Source organism: Novosphingobium sp. B1 (assembly GCF_900176395.1).
GTDB lineage: Bacteria > Pseudomonadota > Alphaproteobacteria > Sphingomonadales > Sphingomonadaceae > Novosphingobium.
The window spans coordinates 162314-174397 of sequence record NZ_FWXL01000007.1; the positions used below are offsets into that span (position 1 = coordinate 162314).

The window sequence follows — 12084 nt, forward strand, 5'->3', positions numbered from 1 at the left end:
GTCTTCAGTCCTGCCAGGGTTGCAGCACGCAGCCCGATCCCTCGCGGTAAGTCGCCGTCTGCGGATACAGCAGCGCCATGCGGGCGGTCACGCTCTTGCGCGCGCTGTCCTCGTTGAGCGAGACCAGCGCCATGCCTGGCTCGAAATCCTTGCGACAGTCGGCCAGCGATCTGCCACCGGCATAGCGGCACGAGCATGCCACCCGCGCGCCATAGCTTGTTCCGGTCAGCGAATAGCCCCGGATGCCGGGCCACATGACGACGAGCACGGCCACAAGCGCGGCCAGCCCGATCAGCGCCAAGCGCCACCGCCAATTGCTGCGCGGCGCTATCGTCAGCGACGGAGTTGTGGGGGAACTGTGGTTGCCGGTTGCCATGCTTGCCGATTCTGGAGGAAAGGACGAATCCGATGATCCGCCGCATTCCTTCCCTTACCTTCGCACTCGCGCTGCTGCCAGTGCTGGGCGCGTGTTCGCAGGGGACGAATCAGCCCGAAGGACCGCCGCCGGTTTCCGAGGAGGCGCTTAAGGCCGTAACCAGGGATCCGGGCGCGGACCGGGAAAGGCTGGCGCGGGCGATCGATGCGCTGTTTGCGCAGGAGATGGGCGAGACGCGCGCGGTGATCGTCATGAAGAATGGCCGGATCGTCGCCGAGCGCTATGCCGAAGGCTATCACGAGAACACCCGCTTCGTGAGCTGGTCGATGGCCAAGTCGGTGACCGGTGTGATGATCGGCATGCTGGTTTCGGACGGACGTCTGCGGCTGGATGAAACCGCACCGGTGCCGGCATGGCAGCGCCCCGGCGACCCGCGCGGCGAGATCACCTTGCGCCAGTTGCTGCAGATGCGTTCAGGCCTCCGCCATGCCGAGGCGATCTCGCCGATCTATCAGTCCGACGAAGTCCGCATGCTGTTCCTCGATGGCCGCGATAACATGGCGCGCTATGCCGAAGAGCAACCGCTCGAATCCGAGCCCGGTCGCACGTTCGAGTATTCCACCGCGACGAGCGTGATCCTGGCCGACCTTGCCGCGCGCGTGCTGTCGCCGGCGCCCGATCCTGACAGTCGCCGTCGTGCCGTGGCGGACTATCTGCGCACGCGGCTGCTCGAACCGGCCGGGATGAAATCGATGCTGCCCGAATTCGACCGCGCCGGCACGCTGGTCGGCGGCTCGCTGATCCACGGAACGGCGCGAGACTGGGCGCGCTTCGGCGAGTTCCTGCGCACCAAGGGATCGGTCAAGGGCGCTCAGATCATTCCGCGTCAGTGGATCGAGTTCATGGTCACGCCTTCCCCGCGCGAAAAGCAGTATGGCGCGCAGATCTGGCTCAATCGCACGCCAACCACCGGCAATCCCGCGCTGTTCCCCGACCGCGGCCCCAAGGACCTGTTCGCCTGCGTCGGACATCTTGGCCAGTACGTGCTCGTCAGCCCCAGCCTCGGCCTGACGGTGGTGAGGCTTGGCAAGACCCAGGATGACCAGTTGCCGCCGGTTGTCGACGGCCTTGCCGACATAGTGGCGGTCTACCGATAGGGCGAACGGCCAGGGCAGCCGATCAGGGCACCCGATCAGGGCAGCCGGAACAGGCCTTCGACCACTGTCACGCAGTCGCCGCCGAGAAGGACGCGTGCCCCTTCGAGCCGGCAGGTGAAATCCGCACCGCGTGCCGATGCCTGATAGGCGGTAAAGCTCGTGCGTCCCAGCCGGGGCACCCAGTAGGGCGTCAGCGCGGCATGGGCCGAGCCCGTTGCCGCATCCTCGTCGATCCCGCCGCCAGGCACGAAGACGCGGCTGACGATGTCAGCGCCCGATTCATGCCCGGCGCCCGGAGCGGTGGCGATGAACTGCGCATCGCCGAAGCGCAGGAGCGCCTTGAAATCGGGCGAAAGCGCCAGAACGTCTTCGGCGGAGGCATAGTGGAAGATATTGTAGCCATCGCCGCGCCACACTTCTCTCGGCACGGCATCGCCCAGCATTGCCGCGTCGTCGCCGCTCTCCCCCGGCTCGGTCGGCACCTGCGGCAACGAAAGCGCATAGCGATCGCCATCGCGCGAAACTTCCAGAATCCCCGCCTTGCGCGTGGCAAAGCGCACCGTACCCCGCATCGGGTCCTGTGACAGAACGACATGGCCCGAAGCCAGCGTGGCGTGGCCGCACATCACGACCTCGACTGACGGCGTGAACCAGCGCAGTTCGAAATCGGCGGCACCGGTCGCGTCCGGTACGAGAAAGGCCGTCTCGGCAAAATTGTTTTCGGCGCCGATGGCTTGAAGCGTCGCATCTTCCGGCCAGGCTTCAAGAATCATCACTGCCGCCTGGTTTCCGCCAAGCGGGCGCGCGGTGAAGGCATCGACGTGAAAATAGGGCACTTTCGAATCGGTCACGGGTTGAGCGCTCCGGTATTGGGCGAGCCTTGGGCGAGAATGGCGGGGCTGAGACCGTCAGGCCCCTGATTGAGCAGGTTTTCCGCGCCCATCGTGTCCTCGTCGACGAGGCCTTCGGGATCGGGGTGGATGAGGATTTCGACGCCGGGAAACTCCGCCATCAGCTTTTCCTCGATCTCGTCCATGACCCTGTGCGCTTCGGTTACGGTCATGCGTCCGTCAATCCAGACGTGGAACTGGACGAAATCGCGGTTGCCGCTGGTGCGCGTGCGCAAGTCGTGCAGGCCCTTCAGTTCGGGATGCTGGGCAACGACTTCGAGAAACCGTTCGCGCTTCTCGATCGGCCACTCGTGATCCATGAGCTGGTCCACGGCCTCCTGCGATGCACCCCACGCCCCCCAGGCCAGCCACAGGGCGATCCCGAAGGCGAAGACCGCGTCCGCGCCCTTGATGCCGACGAAAGTGTCCAGGACAAGGGCGGCGATCACGGCGAGGTTGAGGAACAGGTCCGACTTGTAGTGGACGTTGTCGGTACTGATCGCGAGGCTGCCGGTCTGGCGGATGACGTGCCGCTGATAGGCGAGGAGCGCCACCGTCGCCACCAGAGCGATGGTCGAGACGATCACGCCCGATTCGGCCTCGGCAACCTGGGCGGACCCGAGAAACTGGCCGACCGCGCGGAAGGCGAGGCCGATCGCCGAGATCGAGATCAGCACGACCTGGAACATCGCCGCCAGCGCCTCGGCCTTGCCATGACCGAAGCGGTGGTTGTGATCGTCGGGTTGCGAGGCGACCCAGACGCCAAGCAGCGTGGCGAGGCTGGCCACGAGATCGAGTGCGGTATCGGCCAGCGATCCCAGCATCGCGGTCGATCCGGTGGAGATAACCGCCCATGCCTTCATGCCGACCAGCAGGACCGCAACGGAAATGCTGGCCAGGGCAGCCTTGCGGTTCAGATCGGCATGTGTCTCGCTCATGTCCAGGGCTTTAGGGGTAAAGCAGGGTGCTGGTCCAGCCACCTGCGCCATCGGCAACGAAGCGGCGTCGTTCGTGCAGGCGGTAGTCGCGGTCCTGCCAGAACTCGATGGCCGAGGGCGTGACGCGATAGCCCGACCAGTGCGCCGGGCGGGGCACATCGCCATCGGGATAGCGTTCGCGCAGGGCGGCGACGCGGTCGAGATAGACTTGCCGGTCAGGCAGCGGGCGCGACTGGTCCGAAGCAGCCGAGCCGAGACGCGACTCGGGATGGCGGCTGGCGAAGTAGGCATCGGCCTCCGCCGGGCTCACTTCGGCGATGCTGCCCTCGATGCGGATCTGGCGACGCAACGACTTCCAGTGAAACAGCAGCGCGACGTTGGGGTTGGCGGCCAGTTCACCGCCCTTGCGGCTATGGAAGTTGGTATAGAACATGAAGCCATCGGGGCCGTGGCCCTTGAGCAGCACCATCCGCACCGAGGGATGGCCATCGGGCGTGGCGGTGGCGAGCGCCATGGCGTTGGGATCGTTGGGTTCGCTGTCCTGCGCTTGCGCGAACCAGAAATCGAAGATCGCAAAGGGATCTGCGTGCGGAATGGCGTCAGAGGTCTGTTCGGATTGCACCGGCATTTCCTGAAAGGGGTTTACGGGGTTTACACAGTCCAAGGGAAAAGGAGTGAGGGGCAGGGGAGCAAGAGATAACGCCGGTCGGTCACCGTGTCCTGACGACCGGGACCTGTGCCTTTGCAAGGGACTGTGCGAGATGGGCAGCAGCTTTCCATGACCGGGATCAATTGCATCGCAAGGGTCTACTCTTCTCGGTCAATGTCGGAAAGCCAACCTTGCGGGCAGGCGCCGCGCGCCCTAGCTAGTGGGCCATGGCTGATCCGTATTCCATTCTGGGGGTGGCTCGCAATGCGAGCGAGAAGGACATAAAGTCCGCCTATCGCAAGCTGGCAAAAGAGCTTCACCCGGATACCAACAAGGACAATCCCAAGGCGGCGGAGCGGTTTTCCGAAGTGACCCGCGCCTATGACCTGCTGTCCGACAAGGACAAGCGGGCCAAGTTCGACCGCGGCGAGATCGATGCCGACGGCAATCCCTCCGGGCCGTTTGGCGGCGGCGGCGGCTTTCGCGGATCGCAAGGCGGTTTCCGGCACGACGGCGGCTTCGAGGGCGGCTTTGGCGGTGGCGGCGGCGGTGCCGAAGGCATCGACATCGGCGACATATTCGAAGGCCTGTTCGGCGGGCGTGGTGGCATGGGCGGAATGGGTGGAATGGGTGGCGGCGCGCGCCGCGGTCCTCCGCCCAAGGGCGCCAATGTCAGTTATCGCCTGCAGGTCGCGTTCGTCGACGCAGCGACGCGCGCCAACCAGCGCATCACCCTGTCCGATGGCAAGACCATTGACCTCAAGCTCCCGGCCGGGCTGGAAAATGGCCAGCAGATGCGGCTGGGGGGCAAGGGCGAACCGGGGCCGGGCGGCAATGGCGATGCGATCGTCACTATCGAGATCGGCAGCCATTCCTTTTTCGAACGCGATGGCGACAACATCCGGCTCGACCTGCCTATCAGCCTTTCGGAGGCGCTGAATGGTGCAAAGGTCAAGGTGCCGACGGTCGACGGTGCGGTCATGCTGACGGTCGCGCCGGGAAGCTCCAGCGGTCGGACCCTGCGCCTCAAGGGCCGCGGATTTACCCGCAAGGATGGCACGCGCGGCGATCAGCTGGTGACCTTGCAGATTGAAATTCCGGCAGAAGACTTGGATCTCAGAGCGCGTCTTGAGGGTTGGCAGGATATGCGCAACCTTCGCGACAAGCTGGGAGTCTGAGTGACCGAAGAGTCAGCGACAGGGCCTGATCAGTCCCTGCCGGGCACTGACACGCCCGATATGCGTCCGCTGCTGGATATGCCCAACCTTTCGCCCGAGGCACGGCGAATGGAGGCGGTGCTGTGGCGCCAGGGCGTGGTCGAGGCACGGCAGCGGCTGGGCCCCGGAAGCAAGTTCTGGGAAGTGGTCAAACGCGTCTGGACCGGCGTCTTCAATGACGGATCGATCCATGCCGGCAACTTTGCCTACATGATCGTGATCGCACTTTTCCCGTTCTTCATCACCGGCGCGGCGCTGTTTTCGTTCATCGGCGAGGCAAGCCAGCGCGCTGCGGCGATCGACACCGTCCTGTTTGCCCTGCCTCCGGTCGTGGCCGCAACGATCGAACCGGTTGCCCGCAGCGTGATCGAAGCGCGCACTGGCTGGCTGCTGTGGATCGGCGGCATCTTCGGGCTCTGGACGGTCGGCAGCCTTGTCGAGACCATCCGCGATGTGCTGCGCCGTGCCTATGGCACGCGGTGGGAACACGCCTTCTGGCGCTATCGCCTGGCATCGACCGGCATTACCCTGGCCTCGGTGGTGCTGATCCTGCTCGCCATCTTCGCGCAAGTGCTGATCGGTGCAGCGCAGGAAGTCATCGAAGCATGGCTGCCGCAATTCGCCGACCTGATCGGCAGCCTGGCGTTGTCCCGCTTCATCCCCGCGGTCGTCCTGTACGGTGCGCTCTGGCTGCTGTTCGTATCGCTCACGCCGGGCGCCTATCGCGGGCGAAACTATCCGAAATGGCCCGGCGCCCTGTTCGTTACGATCTGGTGGATCGCGGTCACCACGATCCTGCCGACCGCGCTGCGCACCTTTTTCTCGTACGATCTCACCTACGGAAGTCTTGCCGGGATGATGATCGCCCTTTTCTTTTTCTGGCTTGTCGGCTTAGGGATGGTTGTAGGAGCCGAACTCAACGCAGCCCTTGCCGAAACGCCGGAAGAGCGCGACATGCTTGGGCAGGCCGATAATCGCGCACGCGCCTTGGCGGCGAGCGCCGGGAACGAGACTAGAAGCGAGAACGAAGACGCATGACCGGACTTATGCAAGGCAAGCGCGGCCTGATCATGGGCCTTGCCAACGACAAGTCGCTTGCCTGGGGTATTGCCAAGCAACTGCACGAACATGGCGCGGAACTGGCCTTCTCCTATCAGGGCGAAGCACTAGAAAAGCGCGTACGCCCGCTGGCGGCAAGCCTGGGCAGCGATTTCCTGATCGAATGCGATGTGTCCGACATGGCCGCGCTCGACCAGACGTTCGAGACGCTGAAGGCAAGATGGCCGACGATCGATTTCATCGTCCACGCCATCGGCTATTCCGACAAGAACCAGTTGCGCGGCAAGTTCTACGACACCACGCTCGACAACTTCCTGATGACGATGAACATCTCGGCCTACAGCCTCGTCGCCGTGACCAAGCGGGCGATGGAGATGATGCCGAACGGCGGTTCAATCCTGACGCTGACCTACTACGGCGCCGAAAAGGTCGTCCCGCACTACAACGTCATGGGCGTGGCCAAGGCCGCTCTGGAAACCAGCGTCAAGTACCTGGCCAACGACTGCGGCCCTGCAGGCGTGCGCGTGAACGCAATTTCGGCCGGACCGATCAAGACGCTGGCCGCCAGCGGCATCGGCGACTTCCGCTACATCCTCAAGTGGAACGAACTGAACAGCCCGTTGCGCCGCAACGTGACCATCGAAGACGTCGGCGGGGCAGGGCTCTACCTGCTGTCCGACCTGTCATCGGGTGTCACTGGCGAGACGCATCACGTCGATGCCGGCTACCACACGGTCGGCATGAAGCAGGAAGACGCGCCGGACATCGCGCTGGGGTGAGGTCACCCGATCCTCGTCATTCCCGCCTGCGCGAGAATGACGAGGTTATAAATCAGGGCTGCGCCGGGGTCGGCACTGCAGGGGCCTGCTCGCCCGCCTGTTCGCGCTCGCGCTTCAGCCGCGCTTCGTATTCCTTTTCGATCTGCTCGACGCGGCCCTGCTCTGCGGCAGCATCGGCGTCGATCGTCTCGAGGCGCTTGGCGCGTTCTTCCTCGATCAGCTTGCCGAACTGCACGTCCGAACCGCTGCGCTTTTCGGCATAGGCACGGTCAATCAGGCGCGTCAGGCAACCCGTGGCGCCACCGGCACCGACGGCCGAGCAGGAATTGGTGCCGAAGTTGCCGACCGTTTCATAGGCGCGGACCTTCTGGCTCCATGCCTGGTTGACCGCGGCGTTGGGATTGTCGCGCAGCGGCCTGGGAATGCGGAAGCGCTCTTCCTCTTCCTTGCGCGCGCAGACCGTGATGGTGTTGCCATCGGACTTAGGGCAGGGATCGTCGCCATAGACGATAAGCTGGTTGACCTTCTCTCCCGAGGGATCGACCAGCGGACCTTCAGCTTGCGCAAAGGCCGGGGCGGCAGAGACGCCAGACAGCAGCAGGGCGGCGGTAATCAGGCGCTTCATCATTGGTCTCCGGTCAGGCTTGTCGGCGATATAGGACGCCATGCCACTGAATGGTAGATGAAGCGCAAGTGTTCCCTGCGCTCGATCAAATCGCGCCGGATCAGATTCGCCTGGAAAGCGCGATCGCGGCGCGGCACCCCAGACGGATGGCGTGGAACAGCACCGGATAGGCAGGCGCCTTCTCCGCACCGGCGGCAAGCGCGGCATCGCGATGCTCGCGCTCGTCATCGCGGAATTCGCGGATCATCGCGGCGAGTTCGGGGTCTTTGTCGCCCAGTTCATCAAGCTGTTCGGTATAGTGGCGGTCAATCTCGGTCTCGATCGCGGCAGTGCAGGCCATCGCGGCTTCCGGGCCGATAAGCGCCGTCGCTGCGCCAAGTGCGAAGCCTGCCGCAGACCATACCGGCTGCAGCGCGGTGGGACGCACCCCGCGACGCGCGATCAGCGCATCGAACTTTTCGCGGTGCCCCGCTTCCTGTTCGGCCATCGCGGCGATCTCGGCCGAATGCGGCGCGCGGTTGCCCATCACGGCAAGCTGACCGGCATAGATCCGGGTCGCACCGAATTCCCCGGCCTGGTCGACCCGCAGCATTTCGGCAAACTTGGTCATCGTACGGTTCCCTTGCGGCCTTTGCCCAACAGCGCGAAGATAAGGATCGCGCCGGCAGTGGAGATCAGGAAATTGAACCCGGCCAGGCTGATCCCGAACATGGACCATGGGGCGACATCACAGCGCACCACCGGTGCATTCATGATCGCATCGAGCGGATTGCCGCCCCCGGCCACGGTAGAACAGGCCGTCACGCCTTCCCACCAGTTGTATTCGACACCGGCATGGAAAGCGCCGATCAGGCCGGAAATTCCGATCGCAATCGCGGCCAGCGTGACGGCGAGATCGCCCGAACCTTTGCCCTTCATCATCATCGCCAGCACAGCCAGCACGATTGCCGCGATGTGCGGATAACGCTGCCACCAGCACATCTGGCAAGGATAAAGGCCGAACACGTATTGCGAGACGAGCGCACCGCCCATCAGCGCGGCGGGAACGATCAGGGCAAGCGCATAGGCGGCGTTGCGAGACTGCTGCGACGTCACGGGAACCTGCCCCTCAGCGCTTCAGCTTCGCAGCCAGCGCCGTGCCGGGGCCTGTGCGCCCGATCGTCTGCACTGCGTAGTAAAGCTGGAAGTCCTTGATGTTCTTGGCCTTCAGCTCTTCCTGGGTCATCTTGAAGCGCGGATCATCGACCTTGTCCTTTTCGAGATCCTTGTCCTCAAGCTTGATCTCGTTGATCAGGTGGCCGCGCAGGTCGCTTTCGCGATAGGAGCGCAGCTGGCGCTTCCTGAGATCGGGATCGGAAATCTGCGGCACAGCGATATCGGGATCGATGCCGCCTTCCTGCACGCTGCGGCCTGACGGCGTGTAATAGCGGGCGGTGGTCAGCTTGACCGCGGTATCGCGGGTCAGCGGAATCAGCGTCTGCACGCTGCCCTTGCCGAAGCTGCGCTGGCCCATGACCACGGCGCGATGCTGGTCCTGCAAGGCGCCTGCGACGATTTCCGAAGCCGAAGCCGAACCTTCGTCGATCAGGACGATCATCGGCACGCCCTTGGCGATATCGCCCTTGGTGTCGATCTCGGCCGGATAGACCTCGTTGTCGCGGGCATAGCGGCCACGCTGCGAAACGATGGTGCCCTTGTCGAGGAACAGGTCGGACAGCGCAACGGCCTCGTCCAACAGACCACCCGGGTTGCCGCGCAGGTCGAGCACAAGCCCGGTGACCTTGCCGCCGGTCTTAGCCTTGATCTCGTTCCAGGCACGCTGGACCGACGCGCCGACATCGGCGCTGAAGCTCGAGACCGAGATCACCCCGACATTGCCCTGAAGCTCCCACTCGACGGGCTTCAGTTCGATGATCTTGCGGGTGACGGCAACGTCGAACGGCTCGTCACGGCCGGGGCGGAAGATGCTGAGCTTGATCGAGGTGCCCGGCACCCCGCGCATCTGGTCCACCGCCTCGTCCAGCGAGCCGCCGTAGATCAGCTTGCCATCGAGGTGCGTGATGAAATCACCCGCCTTGATCCCCGCAAGGTCGGCAGGGCTGCCCTTGGTCGGCGCGATGACCTTGACCGCGCCATCGTCCATTGTCACCGACAGGCCCAGCCCACCATAAGACCCTTCGGTCTGGGTACGCAGGTTCTCGAAATCGCGGACGTCGAGATAGCTGCTGTGGGGATCGAGCGTGGCAAGCATGCCGTCGATCGCGCCCTTCAGCAGCTTGTCGTCGTCCACCGGCTCGACATAGTTGGCCTTGATGCGTTCATAGACCGCGATCAGCTTTCCGAATTCGGGGCCGGTCTTGGCATCGACAGCGGCAAGACCGGTGGTGGTGGCCGGAATCAGGGCTACGGCGGTGACCAGCGCGGTCGCGCGCAGCAGGGGAGCGAACTTCATCTGCCCAAGGGCCTTTCGCGTGGAAGCGTTCATTGCAGCCGTTGTATAGGGCTGCGCGAATTAACGCCAGATGAGGTTTTGGGGCAGGGGGCGCCCAGTTGGACAAGCCCTGCATGCGCCCAGGTCAGCCGCTCACCTGGTTCAGCGGGTTGACCGGCGCGCCATCGCGCCGCAACTCCACCCCCAACACGGGGCGACCGGGGCCGGTGGTGCCGATCGGCGATCCCTGCACGACCTTCTCTCCGGTCAGCGCGGCAATGCTGCCAAGATTGGTCACGAGCGTGGTCCAGCCACCATCGTGTTCGATGATCACGATGCTGCCGTAGCCGCGATAGGGCCCGGCAAAGGCCACCCGTCCTGCTGCAGGCGAGACCACCTGCGCCGCCGCTGCGGTGGCGATCGCTATGCCCTTGGACGGCCCGGTCGGCGTGGCCGCTCCGAAGCCGGCGACCAGTCTGCCGGCAACCGGCATGATCCATGGCAGGCGCGGCGCGGCAGTGGCGAGAATTGGCGGTGGAGCATCGGCCACGCGCAACACTTCGCCCGGGCGGCTGGGCGGCAGGATCGGGCCGGGCAGCGCCGCAAGGCTTGCCCGCAACGCCCCGTCCTCTTCCAGCCTGCCGACAAGCGAGGTCAGGTCGCGGGTCTGTTCGGCCAAGGCCATCGCACGGTCAGCCTCGCGGCTGGCCACGCCTTGGGCATTGCGCGAGGCAAGGCGCTGCCGGCTTTCCAGTGCGGCAAGTTCGGTACGGCGCTGGCCGAGCACCTTCTCGCCATCGCGCAATTGCGTGGCGGCAAGGCGAGCGGCGTCCTGAAGCTTGCGCCCGCGTACGATCTCGGCACGCAGGCCAGCGGTGCGGCGGCGCACTTCGGGCAACATGGTTTCCATGACCGCACGCAGGTAGATCGTGTCACGAAGGGATTCCGAACGCACCAGGCCGAAGGCCAGCGGGCGCCGCGCCATCATCTGCAACGCGGCGGTCAGCCGCACCACCGGTTCCTGCCGTTGCGCCATCTTGCCGCGCAGAGTCTCACGCTGGCGGTCGATCAGCATGATCTTTGCCTGCGCCAGCTGGATCTCGGCCTCGGATTGCTGGATGCGCGCGGCAACGGCTGCCGCTTCGCGCGCGGTGCGATCGGCCTCTGCGGTGGCCTTGCGGGCGGCCTTTTCGAGATGTTCGGCACGGGCGCGCGATTGGGCGAGGGCCTGGCCTGCACGCCGCAGCACTTCGCCCGCTTCACCTGCATCGGCGTAAGGCGCCGCCTGCTGCGCCGTGGCCTGCCACGTTGCGACACCGGCAAGGCCCAGACACATGAAAATGAACGCGAGGCGTGACGTCATGCCGCCACTATCCCTCGCGGTGATAGGGATGGCCAGCAAGAATGCTGGTCGCACGCCAGAGCTGTTCGGCCAGCATGGCGCGGGCCATCATGTGCGGCCAGGTCGCCTTGCCGAACGCGATCAGAAGATCGGCGGATTCGCGCAAGGGATCATCATGACCGTCCGCAGCGCCGATCAGGAACCGCGTTTCGCGCACGCCATCGTCGCGCCAGCGGCCCAGGATCGCGGCGAATTCGCTGGAGGTCAGCTGCTTGCCGCGCTCGTCGAGGGCGACTGTGCGGGCAGGTGTCTGCGATGGCGGTGGGACGGTGCCGCCGCGGTCGGGCAGCTCCGTCATCTTCCAGCCCCACGAAATGCGCTTGGCATAGCGCTCGACCAGCTCCGCCTCCGGCGACCGGCCAATCTTCCCGCGGGCGATGACGTGGAGCAGCATGGAAGCGGTCTAGCGGGATTTACACCGCAAGAGAATCCCTTGAGGAAAAGCAGCGGCACCAGACCGCTCCTCCGTGGCGACCACCTCACCGGGTAGGCTTCGGGTGGTCGGGCCGGGGGAGTGGGCTGGTGCCGCAAGCCCTTGGCGGATGCCAAGGGCGCACTTCA

General features: G+C 64.9%; 14 protein-coding genes. 4 read left to right on the plus strand and 10 right to left on the minus strand.

What is annotated here, in order from left to right; translation table 11 throughout:
- Positions 1-4 precede the first annotated feature (4 nt).
- Positions 5-376, minus strand: a complete 372-nt coding sequence (locus B9A23_RS14150) for a hypothetical protein (RefSeq protein ID WP_176217999.1) — start codon at positions 374-376, stop codon at positions 5-7.
- 32 nt (positions 377-408) lie between these two features.
- Between B9A23_RS14150 and B9A23_RS14155 the strand changes: the two genes are divergently transcribed.
- Entirely contained in the window at positions 409-1533 is a 1125-nt protein-coding gene (locus B9A23_RS14155) for a serine hydrolase domain-containing protein (protein WP_084279727.1), read from the plus strand.
- Positions 1534-1568: 35 nt separating this feature from the next.
- On the opposite strand, the gene B9A23_RS14160 is transcribed toward B9A23_RS14155, so the two are convergent.
- The 3 genes from B9A23_RS14160 to pdxH are packed head-to-tail and all read right to left on the minus strand — an operon-like array spanning position 1569 to position 3989.
- Positions 1569-2384 (minus strand): PhzF family phenazine biosynthesis protein, encoded by an 816-nt coding sequence (locus tag B9A23_RS14160; RefSeq protein WP_084279728.1) that lies wholly within the window; start codon positions 2382-2384, stop codon positions 1569-1571.
- The gene (locus B9A23_RS14165) at positions 2381-3361 is read right to left on the minus strand and encodes a cation diffusion facilitator family transporter (RefSeq protein WP_084279729.1); all 981 of its coding nucleotides are present in this window, start codon (positions 3359-3361) and stop codon (positions 2381-2383) included. Before B9A23_RS14165 ends, B9A23_RS14160 begins: the two co-directional genes overlap by 4 nt.
- A 10-nt stretch (positions 3362-3371) precedes the next feature.
- Complete coding sequence (gene pdxH / locus B9A23_RS14170) at positions 3372-3989, minus strand: pyridoxamine 5'-phosphate oxidase (protein WP_084279730.1); 618 nt, start codon at positions 3987-3989, stop codon at positions 3372-3374.
- Between the two features lie 248 nt (positions 3990-4237).
- Here pdxH and B9A23_RS14175 point away from each other — a divergent pair, with 248 nt between their 5' ends.
- The 3 genes from B9A23_RS14175 to fabI all read left to right on the plus strand — a co-directional run bounded on the left by B9A23_RS14175 (position 4238) and on the right by fabI (position 7065).
- The gene (locus B9A23_RS14175) at positions 4238-5188 is read left to right on the plus strand and encodes a DnaJ C-terminal domain-containing protein (RefSeq protein WP_084279731.1); all 951 of its coding nucleotides are present in this window, start codon (positions 4238-4240) and stop codon (positions 5186-5188) included.
- 78 nt (positions 5189-5266) lie between these two features.
- Complete coding sequence (locus B9A23_RS14180; RefSeq protein ID WP_084279810.1) at positions 5267-6265, plus strand: YihY/virulence factor BrkB family protein; 999 nt, start codon at positions 5267-5269, stop codon at positions 6263-6265.
- Positions 6262-7065 (plus strand): enoyl-ACP reductase FabI, encoded by an 804-nt coding sequence (gene fabI / locus B9A23_RS14185; RefSeq protein WP_084279732.1) that lies wholly within the window; start codon positions 6262-6264, stop codon positions 7063-7065. The genes B9A23_RS14180 and fabI overlap by 4 nt, the downstream gene beginning before the upstream one ends.
- Before the next feature lie 52 nt (positions 7066-7117).
- On the opposite strand, the gene B9A23_RS14190 is transcribed toward fabI, so the two are convergent.
- From B9A23_RS14190 to B9A23_RS14215, 6 genes are all read right to left on the minus strand, one after another.
- Positions 7118-7690 (minus strand): hypothetical protein, encoded by a 573-nt coding sequence (locus B9A23_RS14190; protein ID WP_368655941.1) that lies wholly within the window; start codon positions 7688-7690, stop codon positions 7118-7120.
- A 100-nt stretch (positions 7691-7790) separates the two neighbouring features.
- On the minus strand, positions 7791-8300 hold the full coding sequence (locus tag B9A23_RS14195; RefSeq protein ID WP_084279733.1) for a demethoxyubiquinone hydroxylase family protein: 510 nt from the start codon (positions 8298-8300) through the stop codon (positions 7791-7793).
- On the minus strand, positions 8297-8785 hold the full coding sequence (locus tag B9A23_RS14200; RefSeq protein ID WP_084279734.1) for a disulfide bond formation protein B: 489 nt from the start codon (positions 8783-8785) through the stop codon (positions 8297-8299). Before B9A23_RS14200 ends, B9A23_RS14195 begins: the two co-directional genes overlap by 4 nt.
- A 13-nt stretch (positions 8786-8798) precedes the next feature.
- Positions 8799-10142 (minus strand): S41 family peptidase, encoded by a 1344-nt coding sequence (locus B9A23_RS14205; protein WP_084279812.1) that lies wholly within the window; start codon positions 10140-10142, stop codon positions 8799-8801.
- A gap of 124 nt (positions 10143-10266) precedes the next feature.
- Positions 10267-11484 carry a murein hydrolase activator EnvC family protein gene (locus B9A23_RS14210; protein ID WP_084279735.1) on the minus strand — a complete coding sequence of 406 codons (1218 nt, stop codon included), beginning with the start codon at positions 11482-11484 and terminating at the stop codon, positions 10267-10269.
- A gap of 7 nt (positions 11485-11491) precedes the next feature.
- Positions 11492-11917, minus strand: coding sequence for a 23S rRNA (pseudouridine(1915)-N(3))-methyltransferase RlmH (locus tag B9A23_RS14215; RefSeq protein ID WP_084279736.1), 426 nt, complete (start codon positions 11915-11917; stop codon positions 11492-11494).
- Positions 11918-12084: the final 167 nt, after the last annotated feature.